The 20,122-nt window shown below is 64.6% G+C and carries 19 protein-coding genes; 8 read left to right on the top strand and 11 right to left on the bottom strand.

What is annotated here, in order from left to right:
- Positions 1-10: 10 nt before the first annotated feature.
- Entirely contained in the window at positions 11-541 is a 531-nt protein-coding gene (locus tag AC0L3C_RS25020) for a hypothetical protein (protein ID WP_473264769.1), read from the top strand.
- 160 nt (positions 542-701) lie between these two features.
- Here the strand turns inward: AC0L3C_RS25020 and AC0L3C_RS25025 are convergent, their stop codons facing one another.
- Both AC0L3C_RS25025 and AC0L3C_RS25030 read right to left on the bottom strand, forming a co-directional pair.
- On the bottom strand, positions 702-1,292 hold the full coding sequence (locus tag AC0L3C_RS25025; protein ID WP_473264770.1) for a DUF4337 domain-containing protein: 591 nt from the start codon (positions 1,290-1,292) through the stop codon (positions 702-704).
- A gap of 100 nt (positions 1,293-1,392) precedes the next feature.
- Positions 1,393-2,358 carry a tyrosine recombinase XerC gene (locus AC0L3C_RS25030; protein ID WP_473264771.1) on the bottom strand — a complete coding sequence of 322 codons (966 nt, stop codon included), beginning with the start codon at positions 2,356-2,358 and terminating at the stop codon, positions 1,393-1,395.
- A gap of 111 nt (positions 2,359-2,469) precedes the next feature.
- Here AC0L3C_RS25030 and AC0L3C_RS25035 point away from each other — a divergent pair, with 111 nt between their 5' ends.
- Positions 2,470-4,680, top strand: a complete 2,211-nt coding sequence (locus AC0L3C_RS25035; protein ID WP_473409199.1) for a primosomal protein N' — start codon at positions 2,470-2,472, stop codon at positions 4,678-4,680.
- Positions 4,681-4,849: 169 nt separating this feature from the next.
- Here the strand turns inward: AC0L3C_RS25035 and AC0L3C_RS25040 are convergent, their stop codons facing one another.
- Complete coding sequence (locus tag AC0L3C_RS25040) at positions 4,850-5,359, bottom strand: septal ring lytic transglycosylase RlpA family protein (protein ID WP_027566411.1); 510 nt, start codon at positions 5,357-5,359, stop codon at positions 4,850-4,852.
- Positions 5,360-6,005: 646 nt separating this feature from the next.
- On the opposite strand from AC0L3C_RS25040, the gene AC0L3C_RS25045 reads away from it, so the two are divergent.
- The 6 genes from AC0L3C_RS25045 (at position 6,006) to AC0L3C_RS25070 (ending at position 12,895) form a co-directional block, all read left to right on the top strand.
- Positions 6,006-6,566 (top strand): F0F1 ATP synthase subunit delta, encoded by a 561-nt coding sequence (locus tag AC0L3C_RS25045; RefSeq protein ID WP_027566412.1) that lies wholly within the window; start codon positions 6,006-6,008, stop codon positions 6,564-6,566.
- The gene (gene atpA / locus AC0L3C_RS25050) at positions 6,566-8,095 is read left to right on the top strand and encodes a F0F1 ATP synthase subunit alpha (RefSeq protein WP_007604342.1); all 1,530 of its coding nucleotides are present in this window, start codon (positions 6,566-6,568) and stop codon (positions 8,093-8,095) included. The genes AC0L3C_RS25045 and atpA overlap by 1 nt, the downstream gene beginning before the upstream one ends.
- Before the next feature lie 154 nt (positions 8,096-8,249).
- Positions 8,250-9,125 (top strand): F0F1 ATP synthase subunit gamma, encoded by an 876-nt coding sequence (locus AC0L3C_RS25055; RefSeq protein ID WP_473264773.1) that lies wholly within the window; start codon positions 8,250-8,252, stop codon positions 9,123-9,125.
- A 52-nt stretch (positions 9,126-9,177) separates the two neighbouring features.
- Positions 9,178-10,620 (top strand): F0F1 ATP synthase subunit beta, encoded by a 1,443-nt coding sequence (atpD, locus tag AC0L3C_RS25060; RefSeq protein WP_473264774.1) that lies wholly within the window; start codon positions 9,178-9,180, stop codon positions 10,618-10,620.
- Between the two features lie 87 nt (positions 10,621-10,707).
- Positions 10,708-11,115 (top strand): F0F1 ATP synthase subunit epsilon, encoded by a 408-nt coding sequence (locus AC0L3C_RS25065; RefSeq protein WP_473281564.1) that lies wholly within the window; start codon positions 10,708-10,710, stop codon positions 11,113-11,115.
- Between the two features lie 151 nt (positions 11,116-11,266).
- Positions 11,267-12,895 carry an adenylate/guanylate cyclase domain-containing protein gene (locus AC0L3C_RS25070; protein ID WP_473409200.1) on the top strand — a complete coding sequence of 543 codons (1,629 nt, stop codon included), beginning with the start codon at positions 11,267-11,269 and terminating at the stop codon, positions 12,893-12,895.
- A 34-nt stretch (positions 12,896-12,929) separates the two neighbouring features.
- On the opposite strand, the gene AC0L3C_RS25075 is transcribed toward AC0L3C_RS25070, so the two are convergent.
- The 8 genes from AC0L3C_RS25075 to AC0L3C_RS25110 all read right to left on the bottom strand — a co-directional run bounded on the left by AC0L3C_RS25075 (position 12,930) and on the right by AC0L3C_RS25110 (position 20,115).
- The gene (locus AC0L3C_RS25075; RefSeq protein WP_473264777.1) at positions 12,930-13,430 is read right to left on the bottom strand and encodes an RNA pyrophosphohydrolase; all 501 of its coding nucleotides are present in this window, start codon (positions 13,428-13,430) and stop codon (positions 12,930-12,932) included.
- 165 nt (positions 13,431-13,595) lie between these two features.
- On the bottom strand, positions 13,596-14,099 hold the full coding sequence (locus AC0L3C_RS25080; protein WP_007604352.1) for an RNA pyrophosphohydrolase: 504 nt from the start codon (positions 14,097-14,099) through the stop codon (positions 13,596-13,598).
- Positions 14,100-14,174: 75 nt separating this feature from the next.
- Positions 14,175-15,407, bottom strand: coding sequence for a divergent polysaccharide deacetylase family protein (locus tag AC0L3C_RS25085; RefSeq protein WP_473409201.1), 1,233 nt, complete (start codon positions 15,405-15,407; stop codon positions 14,175-14,177).
- Between the two features lie 143 nt (positions 15,408-15,550).
- Positions 15,551-16,906 (bottom strand): S41 family peptidase, encoded by a 1,356-nt coding sequence (locus tag AC0L3C_RS25090; protein ID WP_018459850.1) that lies wholly within the window; start codon positions 16,904-16,906, stop codon positions 15,551-15,553.
- The gene (locus AC0L3C_RS25095; RefSeq protein ID WP_473409202.1) at positions 16,903-18,264 is read right to left on the bottom strand and encodes a murein hydrolase activator EnvC family protein; all 1,362 of its coding nucleotides are present in this window, start codon (positions 18,262-18,264) and stop codon (positions 16,903-16,905) included. The genes AC0L3C_RS25090 and AC0L3C_RS25095 overlap by 4 nt, the downstream gene beginning before the upstream one ends.
- A 33-nt stretch (positions 18,265-18,297) precedes the next feature.
- Entirely contained in the window at positions 18,298-18,780 is a 483-nt protein-coding gene (rlmH, locus tag AC0L3C_RS25100) for a 23S rRNA (pseudouridine(1915)-N(3))-methyltransferase RlmH (protein ID WP_473409203.1), read from the bottom strand.
- 95 nt (positions 18,781-18,875) lie between these two features.
- Positions 18,876-19,232 (bottom strand): ribosome silencing factor, encoded by a 357-nt coding sequence (gene rsfS, locus AC0L3C_RS25105; RefSeq protein ID WP_007604366.1) that lies wholly within the window; start codon positions 19,230-19,232, stop codon positions 18,876-18,878.
- Between the two features lie 238 nt (positions 19,233-19,470).
- Positions 19,471-20,115 (bottom strand): nicotinate-nucleotide adenylyltransferase, encoded by a 645-nt coding sequence (locus AC0L3C_RS25110; RefSeq protein WP_473264781.1) that lies wholly within the window; start codon positions 20,113-20,115, stop codon positions 19,471-19,473.
- Between the last annotated feature and the right edge of the window lie 7 nt (positions 20,116-20,122).

Raw genomic sequence — 20,122 nt, forward strand, 5'->3', positions numbered from 1 at the left:
CGGGAAACACATGCTACGCCGCCTGCTTCAACCGGTCTGGGTCCTGCTCGCGATCATCTTCCTGATCGAAGCCTGGCTGTGGGACCATCTCGAACCGATCGTTGCGCGGGTTGTCGCAATTGTCCCGCTCGCGCGGCTCAAGCAATGGCTGTCGGACCGCGTCGATGCGCTGTCGCCGGCGATGACGCTGATCGTGTTCGCCGTGCCCATCATTCCGCTGTTTCCGCTCAAGCTGGTCGGCCTGTGGCTGCTCACGCACGAATACTGGACCAGCGCGGTCTTCACCATCGTGTTCGCAAAGCTGCTCGGGGTCGGCGTCACCGCCTTCGTGTTCGATGTGACGCGCGACAAGCTGATGGAGATGGCGTGGTTCGAGCGGCTCTATGATCTGGTGCTGAAGCTGCGTGCCAAGGCCGCCGAGCTGGTCGATCCGATCAAGCGGCGCATCCGCGAGCTGATCGCCGGCAACGGCGAAGGCTGGTCCTCCCGCACGCTCCGCCTGATCCAGCGCTTTCGCAAGAGCGTGCACGAAGCGCGTTGAAGGTTCGCCGCACACTCGCTGTCATCGCCCGGCTTGACCGGGCGATCCAGTATTCCAGAGAGGGCAATGGATACGGAGAAGCCGCGGCGTACTGGATGCCCCGGTCAAGCCGGGGCATGACACTGCGTGTGTGGCGTCAAACCACGCGTTTTCGTTTTCGCTAATGCAAATGCAGCAGATGCGGCAGCCACAGGCCGAGCCCGGTCATGACGAGCCCAGCGATCGTCAGCAGGCCGGCGACATAAGCGAGCGCGATCATGCCGGTGATGATGGTGGCCGACGCCAGCACGATGCCGATCTGGAAGGCCGCGGATGCCAGTTCGAAGTGATGATATTTCGCAGTCGCCTCGTCGCGCTCATGCTCGGCGTGCTTGGCCTTTTCGGCCAGCTGCTCGGTGCCTTCGCCGGTCTCTGGCTCGGAACGGTAGCGCTGCGCGGTCTTCTGCCAGTCCTCGATCTGCTTCTGCACGGCCACCTTGTTGGCCTCATCGCTCGCCGCGCCGAGGATGAGCTTGCCCTGGTCCGCCATGCTCTGCACCATGGTGCGGCGGATACTCTTGGCCTGGAAGAACGCCCAGAGGTTGGAGGCCTCGACGTTCTTGCTGATCGATTCGGTCTGCGCGCCCTTGCCGAGCGTCTCGGAGATCGCCAGGAACAGCGCCAGAACGGCAATCAGGAGCGCGATCTTCTTGTTCGAGCCGGACGCGTGTTCGGCGTGCTCGGCATGCTCCATGCTTTCATGTGCGCTCATAAGTCCCTCCTGGCTCGGTTCCCCACGATTGACCGAACCGCGGGCGCCGCGCAAGAGGCATGCGCGCCGAGAGGCTTGCTATGACAGCTTCATGTCAGCATCAGCGACGGGGATGCGCGCTGGCATAAACTTCCAGCAGCCGTTCGGCATCGATGCCGGTATAGATCTGCGTGGTCGAGAGCGAGGCATGGCCGAGCAATTCCTGGATCGCGCGCAAATCGCCGCCGCGTGACAACAGGTGCGTGGCGAAGGAATGCCGGAGCGCGTGCGGCGTGGCGCTATCGGGCAGGCCGAGCGCGCCGCGCAGCCGCTCCATCGCGAGCTGGATGATGCGCGGGCTCAAGGGCCCGCCGCGTGCGCCGACGAAGATCGGCCCCTCCGCCGGCAGCGGATACGGGCACATCGCGACGTACTCCTGCACGAGCGCGAGCACGTTCTGCAGCACCGGCACCATGCGGGTCTTGTTGCCTTTGCCGGTTACGATCAGCACGTCGCCTTCACCGGGACGCGGCACCTCGCGGCGCGTCAGCCCCAGCGCTTCGGAGATGCGCAGGCCCGAGCCGTAGAGGAGCGCCATCACCGCGGCATCGCGCGCCAGAATCCAGGTCTCGCGGTCCTCGCCGGCGCGCTCGTCGGCGTCCGCAAGACGCTTGGCCGACGCCATCGGCAACGGCTTTGGCAGGCTCTTTGCGACTTTCGGCGCGCGGATCGCCGAGAGCGCGCCAACCTTGCCCTTGCCTTCGCGCTCAAGGAAGCGGCCGAACGAGCGCAGCCCCGCGAGTGCGCGCATCAGCGAGCGACCGGCAATATCGTCGGCGCGGCGCATCGCCATGAAGGCCCTGATATCGGTGGCCTCCAGCGCGGCGAAACGCTTCAGCGTCACCCGCTCGCCCCAATGGCCGCAGAGGAAATTCAAGCACTGCCGCAAATCGCGGGCATAGGCTTCCAGCGTCTTCGGCGACAGCCGTCGCTCCGCGCCGAGATGCGACAGCCAGCGCGTCATCTCCTGCGCGATATCAGGATCGGCGCTGGCGAGCTCGATCTGTGGGGCGGCCGCTTTGCTCATGCGCTCTGGACGTGGTGATTCCACTCAGTATATCGCATCACACTCGTTTATCGTTCGCTAAGGCCGCCTCAGGGCGCTAGCCTTGAAGCCCCCGGGTTCCGATTCCCCCTCATGGATCACACGTCGCGCAGCAACGCCGTTTCCGCCAACGCGACCCGCATGGTCGACGTGCTGGTGCCGGTCGCGCTCGACCAGACCTATTCCTACAAGGTGCCGCGCGGGATGGAGCTGAAGGCGGGCGATATTATCGGCGTGCCGCTCGGCCCGCGCGAGGTGCTCGCCGTGGTCTGGGCCGAAAACGCCAATCCGGATCCGCGCCTGCACAACCGCCTCAAGGAGGTCAGCGAAAAGCTCGACATCCCGCCGCTGAAGCCCGAGCTGCGTGCGGTCGTGGACTGGATCGCCAATTACACGCTGAGCCCGCGCGGCATGGTGCTGCGCATGTGCCTGCGGATGGGCGAGAACCTCGGCCCCGAGCGGGTGCGCGCTGGCGTGCGCCTGGTCGGCGATCCGCCAAAACGTCTGACGCCGGCGCGGCAGCGCCTGATCCAGGTGCTGTCGGACCGGCTGCTGCACGGCAAGTCGGAAGCCGCCAGGGAGGCCGGCGTTTCGGCTGGCGTGATCGACGGCCTCGTCGACGAAGGCACGCTCACGGTCGAGCCGATGCCGCCGGCTCCGCCGCCGCCGGCCCCAGATCCGGATTTCAGCCGGCCGGATTTTTCGCCGCTCCAGCGCGCCGGGGTCGATGCCATGCGCGCGCTCGCCGCCAACGGCAGCTTTCACGTCGCGCTGCTCGATGGTGTCACCGGCTCGGGCAAGACCGAGGTTTATTTCGAAGCCGTGGCCGAGGCGACCCGACGCGGAAAGCAGTCGCTGATCCTGATGCCGGAGATCGCGCTCACCGGCCAGTTCCTCGATCGCTTCGCGCAACGTTTTGGCGTGCGCCCTCTGGAATGGCATTCCGAGCTGACGCCGCGCACCCGCGCGCGCAATTGGGCGGCGATCTCCGAGGGCAGCGCGCCGGTCGTGGTCGGCGCGCGCTCGGCGCTGTTTCTGCCTTACGCCAATCTCGGCCTCATTGTGGTCGATGAAGAGCACGACCAGGCCTACAAGCAGGACGAGGGCGTGCATTATCACGCCCGCGACATGGCGGTGGTGCGCGCGCACATCGCAAAGGTCCCGATCGTGCTGGCGTCGGCGACGCCGTCGGTCGAATCCGAGGTCAATGCGCGCAAGAACCGCTATCAGCGCATCGCGCTGCCGTCGCGCTTCGGCGGCCAGCACATGCCGCATATCGAGGCCATCGACATGCGCCGCGAGCCGCCGGCGCGCGGCCGCTTCATCTCGCCGCGACTGGCCTCCGAGATCAGGACCGCGATCGAGCGGCGCGAGCAGGCGCTATTGTTTCTCAATCGCCGCGGCTATGCGCCGTTGACGCTGTGCCGCGCCTGCGGCCATCGCTTCGCCTGCACCATCTGCGATGCCTGGCTGGTCGATCATCGCTTCCGCCAGCGCCTCGTCTGTCACCATTGCGGCTTCTCGATGCCGCGCCCGCAGACCTGTCCGCATTGTGCGGCGGAGGAATCGCTGGTCGCGGTCGGGCCCGGTGTCGAGCGCTTGCAGGAAGAGGCGGCCGCGCTGTTCCCGGAGGCGCGCACCATGGTGCTGTCGAGCGATCTCATCACCTCGATCGAGACGATGCGCTCCGAGCTGAATGACATCGCGGAGGGTCGCGTCGACGTCATCATCGGCACGCAGCTCGTGGCCAAGGGCCACAATTTCCCGCGGCTCAATCTGGTCGGCGTGGTCGATGCGGATCTCGGCCTGTCCAATGGCGATCCGCGCGCCTCCGAGCGCACCTGGCAATTGCTCAACCAGGTGATCGGCCGCGCCGGGCGCGAGCAGGGCCGTGGCATCGGCTATCTCCAGACCCACCAGCCCGATCATCCCGTGATGAAGGCGCTGATCGCCTGCGACCGCGAAGCCTTCTACGACAGCGAGATCGATTTGCGTGAACGCACGCTCTATCCGCCGTTCGGGCGGCTCGCGAGCCTGATCATTTCCGCCGGCGACCGGCCGAGCGCCGAGGGCTTTGGCCGCCACCTCGTCGCGCTCGCGCCGCGCGACGAGCGCGTTGTGGTGCTGGGCCCGGCGGAAGCCCCGCTCGCGGTCATCAAGGGCCGCTACCGCTTCCGCATTCTGGTGAAATCCGCGCGCGGCTTCGACCTGTCGGATTATCTGCGCAACTGGCTTGCCGTATGCCCGAAGCCGAAGGGCAATCAAAAGCTCGAAGTCGACGTCGATCCGCAGAGCTTTTTGTAGGCCGGTTGTCATTCGGGGCGCGCATAGCGCGAGCCCGGAATCCATCGGGCGGCAGAGTTGGTGGGGGAATGGATTCCGGGTTCGCGACTTCGTCGCGCCCCGGAATGACAGCACGTAAAAAAGCCCGCCGTCCCCCAAGACGGCGGGCTTGTTTCAGGCGTCGCGCGCCTTAGGAGACGACTTCCGCGGTGACGCGGCCGACGCCGGCGCCGGTGAGGCCGATGGCGCGGGCAGCGCCCGTGGAGAGGTCGAGGACACGGCCGCGAATGAACGGGCCACGGTCGTTGATGGTGACGATGACGCTCGAGCCGCCATGGGTGACGCGCAGCTTGGTGCCGAACGGCAGCGAACGGTGCGCCGCGGTCATGGCGTTCTGGTTGAAGCGCTGGCCCGAGGCGGTCCTGCTGCCGGACTCATTCCCGTAAAAGGAAGCCATGCCGGAGAAGGAACGTCCGGTGCCCTGCGACGGCGTCATCGACGCATTGGCGTTACGCCAATCGGAGGTCGTGTTGGCATCGTTCTGGGCGTGGTGGCGGTGATGATGGTGGGAATACCGATGGTGATGGCGGGATTTGGCGGAAGCTTCGGTGGCAGTTCCACCGATGAGAAGAGTTGCGGCAACAAAGGCGATCGCCGTACGCGGCCGGGTCACAGAGCCCAGCGTCTTCAAACAAAGCATATATTGGTCCCTAAGCTAGTATTGCCACATATGTGGCAAGTGGAGCCCCCGTAAGTTTGCGAGCGGGACCGCGTTTCGATTCCTAATGAGGCGTGAATTGGGCAGTAAATCCGTTCTGTGTCTTCATGTAATATCTTGTTACCGGCGGGGATATTCGGCCGATATTCCGTAATCTTGGATTTTAACGATTCATTAACCTCCGTATTACTTACAAATACTGTAAAACGAAGTCATCGCTTCCCGCATTTAGAATTGGGTAAGTATTCGGCGAGTGAAGCGGATGCGCCCGGAATCACGCCTCAGCGATCCGTGTTCATGGCCGCTATGCGCTGAGGGCAGGAACAAATCGCCGGCGTCGGCTCACGGGCTGACTTAAGCGCTGTGGCAATTCCGCGGCGTGGCAGGTCATCGTCGCGTCGTCGTGGAGTGCGACGAACTGGCGACATAACGTCATGCCTTTAATTTGGCGTCATGTTGCACGTGCGCGCCTGCTATGTTAGCAAAGCCGCGATTTTAACGAGCCCGGCACTTCCGTGCGGGGTCGAAAATCGAAGTCCCGCTTGAATTCCAAGGGCTTGGATCGCTAGGCGCCGCTTTGTGGCGACGGTTTTTCCCTTGCGAGTTTGACAGCAAAAAGAGCACGTCTGTGGCTGCAGAAGATACGTCCGTTTCCGGTGTGTCGGGCCGTTATGCAACGGCCTTGTTTGAACTGGCCCGCGACCAGAAAGTGGTCGACGAGGTCAAAGCCGATCTCGAGAAATTCGAGGGCATGCTCAACGAAAGCGCCGATCTGAAGCGCCTCGTTCGCAGCCCGGTTTTCGCGGCCGACGCCCAGTCCAGGGCCCTCTCGGCCGTTTTGGACAAGGCGGGCATCGCCGGCATCTCCGCCAATTTCCTGAAAGTGCTGACCGCCAACCGCCGCCTGTTCGCGGTGGCTGACGTCATCCGCGCCTATCGCGCCCTGGTCGCCAAGTTCAAGGGCGAGGCCACGGCCGACGTCACCGTGGCGGAGGCGCTATCGGACAAGAATCTCGACGCCCTCAAGGTTGCCCTGAAGTCGGTGACCGGCAAGGACGTCGCGCTCAACGTGAAGGTCGATCCCTCGATCATCGGTGGCCTCGTGGTCAAGCTTGGCAGCCGGATGATCGATAGCTCGCTTCGCACCAAACTCAATTCGATCAAGCACGCGATGAAAGAGGCAGGCTGATGGACATCCGCGCCGCGGAAATTTCCGCGATCCTCAAGGACCAGATCAAGAATTTCGGCCAGGAAGCTGAAGTCTCCGAAGTCGGACAGGTGCTGTCCGTCGGCGACGGCATCGCCCGCGTTTACGGCCTGGATAACGTCCAGGCCGGTGAAATGGTCGAGTTCGAGAACGGCACCCGCGGCATGGCGCTGAACCTCGAAACCGACAACGTCGGTATCGTCATTTTCGGCGCCGACCGTGAGATCAAGGAAGGTCAGACCGTCAAGCGGACCCGCGCCATCGTGGACGCGCCGGTCGGCAAGGGCCTGCTCGGCCGCGTCGTCGACGCGCTCGGCAATCCCATCGACGGCAAGGGCCCGATCCAGGCCGACAAGCGCATGCGCGTCGACGTCAAGGCGCCCGGCATCATTCCGCGCAAGTCCGTGAACGAACCGATGGCGACCGGCCTCAAGGCGATCGACGCCCTGATCCCGATCGGCCGCGGCCAGCGCGAGCTGATCATCGGTGACCGTCAGACCGGCAAGACCGCGATCGCGCTCGACACCATCCTCAACCAGAAGCCGCTCAACGCGCAGCCGGACGAGAACATCAAGCTGTATTGCGTCTACGTCGCGATCGGCCAGAAGCGCTCGACCGTTGCCCAGTTCGTGAAGGTGCTGGAAGAGCAGGGCGCGCTGGAATATTCGATCATCGTCGCCGCCACCGCGTCCGATCCGGCGCCGATGCAGTACATCGCGCCGTTCACCGGCTGCACCATGGGCGAGTACTTCCGCGACAACGGCATGCACGCCGTCATCATCTATGACGATTTGTCCAAGCAGGCCGTCGCCTACCGCCAGATGTCGCTCCTGCTGCGCCGCCCGCCGGGCCGCGAAGCCTATCCGGGCGACGTGTTCTATCTGCATTCCCGCCTGCTCGAGCGCGCGGCGAAGCTGAACAAGGACCAGGGCTCGGGCTCGCTGACGGCGCTGCCGGTCATCGAAACCCAGGCCAACGACGTGTCGGCCTACATTCCGACCAACGTCATCTCGATCACCGACGGCCAGATCTTCCTCGAAACCGACCTGTTCTTCCAGGGCATCCGCCCCGCGGTGAACGTCGGTCTGTCGGTGTCGCGCGTCGGCTCCTCGGCGCAGACCAAGGCCACCAAGAAGGTCGCCGGCAAGATCAAGGGCGAGCTCGCGCAGTACCGCGAAATGGCGGCGTTCGCGCAGTTCGGCTCCGACCTCGACGCCTCGACCCAGCGCCTGCTCAACCGCGGCTCGCGTCTGACCGAGCTCCTGAAGCAGCCGCAGTTCGCGCCGCTGAAGATGGAAGAGCAGGTCTGCGTGATCTGGGCCGGCACCAACGGCTATCTCGATCCGCTTCCGGTCAACAAGGTGCGCGCGTTCGAGGACGGTCTGTTGTCGCTGCTGCGCGGCAAGAACGTCGAGATCCTCAACGCGATCCGCGACAGCCGCGATCTCTCCGACGACACCGCCGCCAAGCTGAAGTCGGTGGTCGAAGGTTTCGCCAAGAGCTTCGCATAAGAGAACGGTCGCAAAGGCCGGGCTTCTTGTCCCGGCCTTCCGTGCCTCACCGCATGGAGACGAAGACGTGGATGCCCGGGACACGCCCGGGCATGACGACTGGGATAGGCTAGCGGCTTGATCCAGGGGATCGAACCGCCGGGGTGAACGAAGAATGGCGTCACTTAAAGACATGCGCGTCCGCATCGCCTCCACAAAGGCGACGCAGAAGATCACCAAGGCCATGCAGATGGTCGCAGCGTCCCGATTGCGCCGCGCCCAGCAAGCGGCCGAGGCGGCGCGGCCCTATGCCGACAAGATGAGCGCGGTGATCTCCAACATCGCCAGCGCTGCCGCCGGTTCGCCCGGCGCGCCGGTGCTGCTGGGCGGCACCGGCAAGGATCAGGTTCACCTGCTGCTGGTCTGCACCGGCGAGCGTGGCCTGTCCGGCGCGTTCAACTCCTCGATCGTGCGCCTCGCGCGCGAGCGCGCCCAGACGCTGATGGCGCAGGGCAAGGAAGTCAAATTTTTCTGCGTCGGCCGCAAGGGCTACGAGCAGCTCCGTCGCCTCTACGACAAACAGATCGTCGAGCACCTCGACCTGCGCGGCGTTCGTCAGCTCGGCTTCCTCAACGCCGAGGACATCGCCAAGAAGGTTCTGGCCCGCTTCGACAACGGCGAATTCGACGTCTGCACGTTGTTCTACGCGCAGTTCAAGTCGGTCATCGCCCAGGTCCCGACCGCGCAGCAGATCATTCCGCTGACCGTGGAAGAAAAGGCGGCGAATGCGCCGTCGACGTCCTACGATTACGAGCCGGAGGAAGACGAGCTCCTCTCCGGCCTGTTGCCGCGGAATATCGCGGTACAGATTTTCCGCGCGCTGCTGGAAAACAACGCCTCGTTCTATGGCGCCCAGATGAGCTCGATGGACAACGCCACCCGCAACGCGGGCGAAATGATCCGCAAGCAAACCCAGATCTACAACCGAACCCGTCAAGCCCAGATCACCAAGGAGCTGATCGAGATCATCTCCGGCGCCGAGGCGGTCTGACGCACGAACCAAACGACGGTCGTTCAAGTAAAGAATTTCGAAGGAGAGCTTCATGGCTACAGCAGCTACCCAGGTCGGTCGTGTCACCCAGGTCATGGGCGCCGTCGTCGACGTTCAGTTCGAAGGCCATCTGCCGGCCATTCTGAATTCGTTGGAAACCAAGAACGGCAACATCCGCCTCGTGCTGGAAGTTGCGCAGCATCTCGGTGAGTCCACCGTGCGCACGATCGCGATGGACGTGACCGAAGGTCTGGTCCGCGGCCAGGAAGTGACCGACACCGGTCAGCCGATCTCTGTTCCCGTCGGCGCGGGCACGCTCGGCCGCATCATGAACGTGATCGGTGAGCCGATCGACGAAGCCGGTCCGATCCAGTCCGAAGGCAAGCGCGCCATCCACCAGGAAGCGCCGACCTACACCGATCAGTCGACCGAAGCGGAAATTCTCGTCACCGGCATCAAGGTCGTCGACTTGCTCGCGCCCTACGCCAAGGGCGGCAAGATCGGCCTGTTCGGCGGCGCCGGCGTCGGCAAGACCGTGCTGATTCAGGAGCTGATCAACAACGTTGCGAAGGCGCACGGTGGCTACTCCGTGTTCGCCGGCGTCGGCGAGCGTACCCGCGAGGGCAACGACCTCTATCACGAGTTCATCGAGTCCAAGGTCAACGCCGATCCGCACAATCCGGATCCGAGCGTCAAGTCGAAGTGCGCGCTGGTGTTCGGCCAGATGAACGAGCCGCCCGGCGCCCGCGCCCGTGTCGGCCTCACCGGTCTGACCGTCGCCGAGCATTTCCGTGACCAGGGCCAGGACGTGCTGTTCTTCGTCGACAACATCTTCCGCTTCACCCAGGCCGGTTCTGAAGTGTCGGCGCTGCTCGGTCGTATTCCGAGCGCCGTGGGTTACCAGCCGACGCTCGCCACCGACATGGGCGCGCTGCAGGAGCGCATCACCACCACGCAGAAGGGTTCGATCACCTCGGTGCAGGCCATTTACGTTCCGGCCGACGACTTGACCGACCCGGCGCCCGCGACCTCGTTCGCGCATTTGGACGCCACCACGGTGTTGAACCGCGCGATCTCGGAAAAGGGCATCTATCCGGCGGTGGATCCGCTCGACTCGACCTCGCGCATGCTCTCGCCGCTCGTCGTGGGCCAGGAGCACTATGACACCGCGCGTCAGGTCCAGCAGGTGCTGCAGCGCTACAAGTCGCTGCAGGACATCATCGCCATTCTCGGCATGGACGAGCTTTCGGAAGAGGACAAGCTGACGGTGGCCCGCGCCCGCAAGATCGAGCGCTTCCTGTCGCAGCCGTTCCACGTCGCCGAAATCTTCACCGGCTCGCCCGGCAAGTTCGTCGACCTCGCGGACACCATCAAGGGCTTCCGCGGCCTCTGCGAAGGCAAGTATGACCACCTGCCGGAAGCCGCCTTCTACATGGTCGGCACCATCGAAGAGGCGATCGAGAAGGGCAAGAAGCTCGCCGCTGAAGCGGCCTAAGAAGCGAATGGCGAATAAGGAGTAGCGAATAGTACGCTGCTCCTGTTCGTCACTCGCTATTCGCCACTCGCTATTCGCAGGTTTATCATGGCCACCTTCCACTTCGATCTCGTCTCGCCGGAAAAGCTCGCCTTCTCGGGCGAGGTCGACCAGGTCGATATCCCCGGCGTCGAGGGTGACTTCGGCGTGCTGGCGGGACATGCGCCGGTCGTGGCCGCGATCCGGCCCGGCATTCTCACCGTGACCATCGGCGGCAGGCACGAGAAGATTATCGTGCTCGGCGGTATCGCTGAAGTTTCCGACAAGGGCCTGACCGTGCTCGCCGACGTCGCGACCTCGCTGGCCGAGCTCGACCGCGCCCAGTTCGCCGCGACCGTCTCGGAGATGGAAGAGGGCTTGAAGGAGCACGAAGGCAGCGAGCTCGATCAAGCCATCGCGCGGCTCGACCACTTCAAGAGCATCCAGCACGAGCTCAACACCACGGCTATGCACTAAGCCCCGGTGCACCGCGCCGGGGCTCAAGCTACAAATCCCTGAATAAGTTCAGCGCTCGTCACGGAAGTGGCGGGCGCTGAAACTTTGTTGCACCGCGCCGCCGATAGCGCCATTCTGCGCCCGCGAACTTTGTTCCGGGGGCCGGCCGCAGATGAAACGCAAGATCGCAGCGATTTTCGCAGCCGATATTGCCGGTTATTCACGACTGGTCGCGGAAGACGAAGAGGAGACGCTGCGGCGTCTCGCCTCCTATCGCGAGGTCGTCGACGATTTCATTGCCAGGGCGGGCGGACGCATCTTCAACACTGCCGGCGACGCCGTGCTCGCGGAATTTCCAAGCGCCGTCGATGCGGTGCGTTGCGCCATCGACATCCAGGAATCCCTGCGAACCCGCAACATGGCCTATCCGCCAAGCCGGCAGATGTCGTTCCGCATTGGTATCACCATCGGCGACGTGGTCGAGCGAGACGGTGATCTGCTCGGTGACGGTGTCAATATCGCCGCCCGGCTCGAGGGCCTCGCCGAGATCGGCGGCATCTGCGTCTCCCGCGCGGTGCACGAGCAGGTCGCCAACAAGCTGTCGGTGCAGTTCGCCGATATCGGCGCGCAGGAGGTCAAGAACATCCCGACGCCGGTGCATGCCTACATGGTGGCGATGCGGCGCGGGGACGGCAGCTACGCAACGCCGCAGATCAAGAGGGTGGCGAAGGCTGCGCCCGCGCCGAACTGGATGTGGCCGTTGGTGGTCGGTGTCGTCTCCGTCGTCGCCATCGGCGTCGGCGGCTTCCTCTATTTCACCAAGTTGGAGACGACCAGGGCGCCGTCAATCGCAGCGATCACGCCAAGCCCTGTATCAAGTCCTGTATCAAGCCCCGCATCAACAGCGCCAGGCTCGTCATCCACAATGGCGGCGAAAGCGCCGATGCCCATGCCGGCACCATCGGCTTCGCCGATGGCGGGCAAGTTTCCCGCCGACAACGTCCCCTTCATCAACGAGCGCATCCGCAACTACCTGGCGGGCGACTATTCCGCGGCCGGCGACTACAAGGCGTTCGCGCTCAATGTCGGCGGGTTCACCGGCGCGTCGTTGAATCAGCCGAACGAGGAAGCCGCGCGCAACGCCGCACTCGATCAGTGCCAGAAGCGCGCCGATGCCGCGCAATCGCCGCGGCGCTGCGAGCTCTATGCTGTCGGCAACAACGTGGTCTACACGCACGGCAAGCCCCCGATGCCGCCGCAACCCTTCGTCCGGCATGACGCCATGACCGAGCGCGCCTTCGCCTCGAAAGATTTTCCGATGGTGCGCGAGCCCGCCAAGGTCCGGCTCGAGAACATGTTCGTGCCCGCGGCAAAATCCCGCTCGGTCGCGCTCGGCCCGGGCGGACAATATTTCATGGTGATGGGCGCAGCATCCGCCGACGATGCCGCGCGGCGTTCGCTGGAATCGTGCGGCGCGATCGCCGGCGTCGCCTGCCTGGTCGTTGCGGTCGACGAGAATTTCGTCGTGCCGATCCCGACCCTGCTCAGGATCACCGGCTTCTTCCACGCGGCGTCTAACGCCTCGATCGTCGCCGATGCGCGCGACGAGGTCGTGCGTAAGCTCGCCGACGGCATGGGCTGGAATGCCGTCGCGGTCGGCACCGCGGGCCGGCCGGGCTTCGGTCTGAGGGCCGCCGACGAGCAGACAGCCGTCAATTCCGCGCTCGCCGACTGCGCCAAGAGCGACCGCGATTGCCACGTCATCGCAATCGGCCCATTCACGGTCGGGCCGATCAATTAGGGCTGAAAACTGGCTCTCGGGTGGTTTTCGCGTTTTAGTTTGCGAACGGCGCAAACTGCTGTGCCACGGCGCTGTAGACGTGGCGGCGGAACGGCACCACGACATCGGGGACACGATCGAGCCGCTCCCAGCGCCAGGCGTCGAACTCGGCGGGCTGCCCGTTGCGCGGCGTCAGCGGATCGATCTCGTCATCCTTGCCGGTGAAGCGCAGCGCGAACCATTTCTGGCGCTGGCCGCGGAATTTCGCCAGCCGGTGCGTCTGCGGCCCGTCATAGGGCGGGAATTCGTAAGTCAGCCAGTCGGTCTCGCCGAGATAGGTTGCGCTCTTGACGCTGGTCTCTTCCCAGAGTTCGCGCAGCGCGGCATCGCGCAAATCCTCGCCGTCGTCGACGCCGCCCTGCGGCATCTGCCAGTCGAGGCCCGGCAGGATGATCTCGGGTCCGTCGCCCTTGAAGCGGTGCCCGATCAGCACGCGGCCGTCGGCATTGAACAGCGCGATTCCGACATTGGGACGGTAGGGTTTTTCAGTGCTCACGCGTGGATCTCTCGTCGTCATTTCAGGCGATGCATTAGAGCGTTTTCGAGCGAAGTGGATACCGGTTCGCGTCAAGAAAACGCGTCAAAATAAAAAACTAGAGCCCCGTTCCGATTCCATCGGAACGGAACTGGCTCTAGCATCAACCTGGAATGGCGACCTGAACTAATCCTGCGCCAGCGCGGAAAATTCCTTGACCACGCGCTCGTAGACCGGACGCTTGAACGGGATGATCAGTCCGGTCAGGTTCTTCATCGGTTCCCAGCGCCAGCTCACGAACTCAGCCTTGTGGCCGCCGCCGGGCTTTTCGACATTGATCTCGCTGTCCTTGCCGGTGAAGCGGACCGCGAACCATTTCTGGCGCTGGCCGCGGTAGCGGCCCTTCCAGGCGCGCCCGGCGACCGTGCGTGGAATGTCGTAGGTGAGCCAGTCCGGAACCTCGCCGAGCCGCTCGACCGAACGCACGCTGGTCTCCTCATAGAGCTCGCGCTTGGCAGCCTCCCAATTGTCCTCGCCGGGATCGACGCCGCCCTGCGGCATCTGCCAGACATGGGTGTCGTCGACATGCTCGATGCCGCCGGCGCGCCGGCCGATGAACACCAGTCCGTCCTTGTTGAGCAACATCACGCCGACGCAGGTCCGGTAGGGCAGATCCTCGTAACGCGCCATTCCGCCAGACCTCTCGCATGCTGTCGGTATGGCTGAAGCAGGCCCCGCGGGCCTGTGCCGTACCAATCCGTTGATTTAGCTGGATTTTGATTTCAGCATCGCGGTTGTCAATGGCACCAAAAGGATACCTCGGTCGCCCAACGTCTTGGTCCAGACGCCAATGCGCTCGATCGAGACCGGGAGGGCGGAGGCGGTGCCCACGGCCACGCCGCGCTCGCGTGCCGCGGCTTCGAGCTTGGTCAGGGCGCGGTCGATCTCGGCCGGGGTCGGCACTGCGTCGATCGCGATATCGCCCTTGCCGAACGGCATCGCCAGGCTGCCGGCGGCCTGGGGCGCGATGCTGCGGGGCGAGGAGCCGTCGTCGAAGAAGCCGAGGCCGCGCTTGGCCGCCTCGCGAATGATCGGCTGCATCGCCGGCTCCGTGGCGATGAAGCGGGCGCCCATGAAATTGGTGAGGCCGGCATAGCCCTGCATCCGGCTCAGATGCCAGTACAGGCGGTCCATGTTCTGGTCGGCACTGAGCGACGTCAGCAGCGTCTGCGGTCCCGGATCATTGTCGGGGAAGTCATAGGGCTCCATCGGGATCTGGAGGAAGATCTCGTGGCGCTGGGCGCGGGCGCGCTCGGCGAGTTTTCCTGGATCGGAGCCGTAAGGCGTGAAGGCCAGCGTCACCGCCGGCGGCAGCCGCATGATGGCATCGGTGGTCTTGGCGGCGCCGACGCCCAGGCCGCCGATCAGGATTGCGACCACCGGCATCTTGGCGGCCTTGGCGCGGTCGGCATCCGCCGCATAGACGTTGAACGGCTTCAGATCCCCGGACATCGCGGGGATCATGCCATAGCGCGATTTCTCGAGGAGTTTTGAGTCGATCCCGGCCATGACGGGCGGCGGTGCGGAGGCCGAGGCCGCCTCGCTCTTGCCGGCGGCATCGCCGCCGATCACCACGTCGTGGCGCGTGCCGGTGGAACCGTCGATCATGGTGACGGTCTTCTGCTCGCCCGCCTGCTTCGGTGCGTCCCTGGTCTCTTGCTTGCTGTCCTGCTTGCTTTCTTGGCTGTGGCTGGCGGCGGCCGGCTTGTCGTCGCCGGCCTTGTCTGCGGCATTGGGCTCGCGGATCGCGAGCCGCGTCATCGGCTCGCCGCCGAGCGGATCCTTGTTGAATATGGCGAAGCCGGCAAAGGTGACCAGGAATAGGCCGAGCAGGATTGCGAGCAGCTGCATGGGCGTGAACGGCAGCCGCAGCCGGCGTTTCCGGCGCGGCTTGTCCCGTCCGAGCGGGGCGCTCAGATCATCGGCCGTTTCAGTCATGCGCGATCCCGAATCACTCGAGATGACGATACCACGCCGAGGTCAAGCGGCGGCAGGCCGGGATAGGCCGGGGATAGCAGGAGTTCCAAACAAAAAGGGCGGCTCCGGGAGCCGCCCTTTTGGTCAGATCGCGATGCGCCGAGTTAGTTCGCCGCTTTGGGCTTGTCGGTCGTGGCCTTGTCGCCGCCCGGTGTGGGCGCCGCGGACGCGCTGTTCTTGATGCCGTGGAGCAAATCGTCGGCGAGCTTGAGCGCCTTGTCGTCCTTGGCGTCCGGCGGGACGTAGGACTGCGAGCCGGTCTTTTCGTCGCCGTCGTTCTTGAGATGGCCGCGCAGCGATGCTTCGCCCTTGGTGTCGGTGCGCGACTTCAGCTCGTCCGGCACGTCCTGCAGCACTTCGATGTCGGGCACGATGCCCTTGGCCTGGATCGACTTGCCCGACGGCGTGTAGTAGCGCGCCGTGGTCAGACGCAGCGCGCCGTTGCCGCTTCCGAGCGGAATGATGGTCTGCACCGAGCCCTTGCCGAACGAACGCGTGCCGACGATGGTCGCGCGCTTGTGGTCCTGCAGCGCGCCGGCGACGATCTCCGACGCCGAAGCCGAGCCGCCGTTGACCAGCACGATGACCGGCTTGCCCTTGGTGAGGTCGCCCGTATGCGCGGTCCGGCGCTGGGTTTCCTCGGCATTGCGGCCGCGGGTCGAGACGATCTCGCCCTTCTCCAGGAAGGAGTCGGAGACGGTGACCGCTTCCTCGAGCAGGCCGCCCGGGTTGTTGCGGAGGTCGATGACGTAGCCCTTCAGCTTGTCGCCGATCTGATTCGAGAGGTTGGCGACCTCGCGCTTCAGGCCTTCCGTGGTCTGCTCGTTGAAGGTGGTGATGCGGATATAGGCGATGTCGTCGGCCTCGACGCGGGCGCGCACCGAACGGACGCGGATGTTGTCGCGCACCAGCGTGACGTCGATCGGATTGTCCTGGCCCTTGCGGATGATCTTGAGCTTGATCTTGGTGTTGACGGGGCCGCGCATCTTCTCGACCGCCTGGTTCAGGGTCAGGCCCTGCACCGCTTCGTCGTCGAGATTGGTGATGATGTCGTTGGCCATGACGCCGGCGCGCGAGGCCGGGGTGTCGTCGATCGGCGAGACCACCTTGATCAGGCCGTCTTCCATCGTGACTTCGATGCCGAGGCCGCCGAACTCACCGCGGGTCTGCACCTGCATGTCGCGGAAGCTCTTGGCGTCCATGTAGCTCGAATGCGGATCGAGACCAGTGAGCATGCCGCTGATCGCGGACTCGATCAGCTTGGTGTCGTCGGGCTTCTCGACATAGTCCGAGCGCACGCGCTCGAAGACGTCGCCGAACAAATTGAGCTGGCGATAGGTGTCCGCGGTGGCGGCTCGCGCGCTGGAGCCCATGAAGACTGCGCGCGGTTGCGTCACGAACAGCGTCAGCGCCGCACCGGTGGCCGCGCTGAGGAGGATAACTGAAGTCTTGCGCATCATCCGCGAACCTTCTCGCCTTCATTTGCGGCCCACCATGGGCCTGGATCGATTGGAGTGCCGTCTTTGCGGAACTCGACATAGAGCACAGGTTGACTCGCGTTCGTGGCGAGAATGGAGGCGACTTGAGAAGTCGATCCCATGGTCGCGACAGGCTCCCCCGTGAGCACAAACTGACCGATGTTGACCGAAATGCGCTCCATCCCGGCGATCAGCACATGATACCCGCCCCCGGCATTGAGGATCAAGAGTTGTCCATAGCTGCGGAACGGGCCGGCATAGACAACCCAGCCATCACACGGCGTCGTGACCTGGGAGCCGGGCCTGGTCGCCAGCGAAATGCCCTTCTGGACCCCGCCGAGCCCGTCCGAACCGCCGAAATCCCTGATCTTGTTACCGTTAACCGGAAGAGGCAGGAGGCCCTTGGCCGCGGCGAAGGCCATCGCAGGGGTGGTCCGGGAACGATCCCTGAAAGCGCCGGGGCCGGTCTTGGCGCTGGCGGCCGCGTTTGCAGCCGCCTTGGCCTCGGCCTGCCTGGCGGCCTCAGCCGCCTTCTCGGCCGCCTTGGCGGCGCTTTGCAGATCCTGCTCCATCTTGGCGATCAGCCCCTGGAGATCGCCGACCTGTCTCGAAAGCGCGACGGCGCGCGCGTTCTCGGCGTCGAGGTCCTTTTCGCGCGACGCCTGCTGGCGCTGCCGCTCATCGACCAGAGCCGCGAGCCGGGTCTGGTCGTTGCGCACCTTGTCGCGGTCGGAGGCAAGCTGGTCCCGCTCGGTCGCGATGGTCTTGCGCAAGGCCACGAGTTCGCCGAGCTCGCCTGCGATCTTTTCGGCGCGGCCGCGCAATTCCGGCACCACGGCACCGAGCAGCATCGCCGTGCGCAGCGATTGCAGGGCATCCTCGGGCCGTACCAGAAGTGCCGGCGGCGTCCGCCTTCCGGCGCGCTGCAAGGCCGCCAGCACCTCGACGATGTCGGCGCGGCGTAAATCGAGCGAGCTGCGCATCGCCTGCTCGCGGCCGTTCAGCGATCGCAGCCGCGCTTCGGCCTCGTCGATCTTGGTCTCGACGGTGCGCACGTTGGCGGCGGTGTCGATCAATTGTTGATTGAGCTGGGTGCGGTCCTGGCCGAGCGAGGTGATCTCGGCCTTGAGCTTGGCCTGCGCTTCCTCGGCGCTCTTCTTGCTGGCGCGCGCGGCTTCGAGCTCCTGCTCGCGCTGCTTAATCGCATCGGGCGCGACGGCCGCAGTCTGCGGTGCAGGCGTCTGAGCTTGTGCGAGGCTTGCGCCCAAGATACTTGCGCCCAAAATACTTGCGCCGGCAACGCCGGCGATCAGCAGCAGGTTGAGGACAGGCGCTCGCATCGCTTTGGGCAAAGGTGCTCGTTGTGGCGCGGATCACGCGCGGTGATAGGGATGGCCGGCCAGAATGGTGGCGGCCCGATAAAGCTGTTCCAGAAGCATGACGCGGGCCATTTGATGCGGCCAGGTCGCAGAGCCGAACGCGATCGCGAGCTTGGCCTTACGGCGCAATTCGGGCGAAAGTCCGTCCGCCCCTCCGATCATGAAGATAGTATGACCGGCACCCTCGTCGCGCCAGCGCCCGAGATGCCGTGCGAATACGGTCGAATCCAGATTCTGGCCGCGCTCGTCCAGCGCCACCAGCACCGATTTTTCGGGAATATGCGCGGAGATCGCCGCGGCCTCCTCGGCCATCCGCGTCGCCGTATCGCGCGCGCGGCTTTCGGGCAGTTCGTGGATGACGAGCTCGCGGAATCCGAGCTTCCGGCCGGCCTCATCGAACCGCTCGAAATAGCGGTCGGCAAGCTCCCGTTCGGGGCCCTGCTTCAGCCGGCCCACCGCAATGACAGCTATGCGCATGACATGTTCAGGGTCGCGTTTTCTGGACCGCGCGCGATATGCGCGCGCACGACGCTAGCATGCGCGTCAGCCGATTCGAAATCGGCCAGCAGCCTTTAGATCGCCTTCGCCGCCCCTGGGCCCTGCGTGTACAATCTCTCGAGACTGTAGAATTCGCGGACCTCGGGTCTGAACACGTGCACGATCACATCGCCGGAATCGATCAGCACCCAGTCGCAATTGGGCAAGCCCTCGACGTGGATGTTCTTGATGCCGTTTTCCTTGAGGCCTTTGGCGACGTTCTCCGCGATCGCGCCGACGTGCCGGTTGGCCCGGCCGGTCGTGACGATCATGTAGTCGGAGTAGGCCGATTTGCCGCGAAGGTCGATGGTGACCGTCTCTTCCGCCTTCATGTCGTCGAGGCGGGAGAGGATCAGGCTCAGCGTCTTGTCGGCGTCGGGTTGCGCCTTCAAGGCCGCAGCTTTGGTCGATGTTTTACGCGTAGGCTTGGCAACCTTGGGTAAAACAGACTTCGGTGAAGCCGTCTTGGATGAGGCTGTCTTGGACAATACAGATGTGGTCAGGGACCATTCCTTTCACTGTATCGCGAACGCCGAATCCGGCGCCCACTGGTTACACTACATCATGTGGGGTTAAGGGTTTCAATATGCCAGAGAGCCCGAAGGCCGGATGGCGTTCGCACAATCTGACTCACTTCGTACCTTTCCAGCTTCCGTCCGGGTTCCGTAAGCCGGTCGACGAGAGATTCAGCTTCATACCGGTCAGGAACACCCAGGCCGGGGCGGCCCGATCCGCAAGCAATGGCGCCTCATTCTCCGGCAAGCGGTAGCGTCTGAGCGCCTGGGCGGCGGGAGAGGCGAGGGCACGGAAACTCTGTGGCGGGCGATCGATGACCGCAATCGGCACCTGATCGGCGATGCGCCGCCAGTGCTGCCAACGATGGAATTGAGCGAGGTTGTCGGCGCCCATGATCCAGACAAAGCGCAAGCCCGAGAGGCGGCGGCGCAAGGTGTTGATCGTGTCGATGGTATAGCGCGTGCGAATGACGGATTCGAGACAGCTCACCTCGATCCTGGGATCGTCGGCCACGTCGCGCGCGGCCTGCATGCGCGCGCCAAGCTCGTGCAGCGCGCCGTTCTCCTTCAGTGGATTGCCTGGCGTCACCAGCCACCACACGCGATCGAGCTGGAGCCGTTTCAGCGCGAACTGGCTGATCGCGCGATGGGCCTGGTGCGGCGGATTGAACGAGCCGCCGAGCAGGCCGATGCGCATACCCGAGGTATGGGTAGGTATGGCCTGCGCGAAGAAACGTGGCGCGATGAAATTGTTGCTCAATGCCCCG

The organism is Bradyrhizobium sp. WSM4872 (assembly GCF_055811715.1).

Bases quoted from the DNA above. Each gene is read 5' to 3' on its own strand.
- AC0L3C_RS25020 (WP_473264769.1), top strand. From the start codon at position 11: ATGCTACGCCGCCTGCTTCAACCGGTCTGGGTCCTGCTCGCGATCATC.
- AC0L3C_RS25040 (WP_027566411.1), bottom strand. From the start codon at position 5,359: ATGCTTTGTTTGAAGACGCTGGGCTCTGTGACCCGGCCGCGTACGGCG.
- AC0L3C_RS25030 (WP_473264771.1), bottom strand. From the start codon at position 2,358: ATGAGCAAAGCGGCCGCCCCACAGATCGAGCTCGCCAGCGCCGATCCT.
- AC0L3C_RS25055 (WP_473264773.1), top strand. From the start codon at position 8,250: ATGGCGTCACTTAAAGACATGCGCGTCCGCATCGCCTCCACAAAGGCG.
- atpD (WP_473264774.1), top strand. From the start codon at position 9,178: ATGGCTACAGCAGCTACCCAGGTCGGTCGTGTCACCCAGGTCATGGGC.
- AC0L3C_RS25080 (WP_007604352.1), bottom strand. From the start codon at position 14,099: ATGGCGCGTTACGAGGATCTGCCCTACCGGACCTGCGTCGGCGTGATG.
- AC0L3C_RS25095 (WP_473409202.1), bottom strand. From the start codon at position 18,264: ATGCGAGCGCCTGTCCTCAACCTGCTGCTGATCGCCGGCGTTGCCGGC.
- AC0L3C_RS25070 (WP_473409200.1), top strand. From the start codon at position 11,267: ATGAAACGCAAGATCGCAGCGATTTTCGCAGCCGATATTGCCGGTTAT.
- AC0L3C_RS25065 (WP_473281564.1), top strand. From the start codon at position 10,708: ATGGCCACCTTCCACTTCGATCTCGTCTCGCCGGAAAAGCTCGCCTTC.
- atpA (WP_007604342.1), top strand. From the start codon at position 6,566: ATGGACATCCGCGCCGCGGAAATTTCCGCGATCCTCAAGGACCAGATC.
- AC0L3C_RS25085 (WP_473409201.1), bottom strand. From the start codon at position 15,407: ATGACTGAAACGGCCGATGATCTGAGCGCCCCGCTCGGACGGGACAAG.
- rlmH (WP_473409203.1), bottom strand. From the start codon at position 18,780: ATGCGCATAGCTGTCATTGCGGTGGGCCGGCTGAAGCAGGGCCCCGAA.
- AC0L3C_RS25035 (WP_473409199.1), top strand. From the start codon at position 2,470: ATGGATCACACGTCGCGCAGCAACGCCGTTTCCGCCAACGCGACCCGC.
- AC0L3C_RS25025 (WP_473264770.1), bottom strand. From the start codon at position 1,292: ATGAGCGCACATGAAAGCATGGAGCATGCCGAGCACGCCGAACACGCG.
- AC0L3C_RS25090 (WP_018459850.1), bottom strand. From the start codon at position 16,906: ATGATGCGCAAGACTTCAGTTATCCTCCTCAGCGCGGCCACCGGTGCG.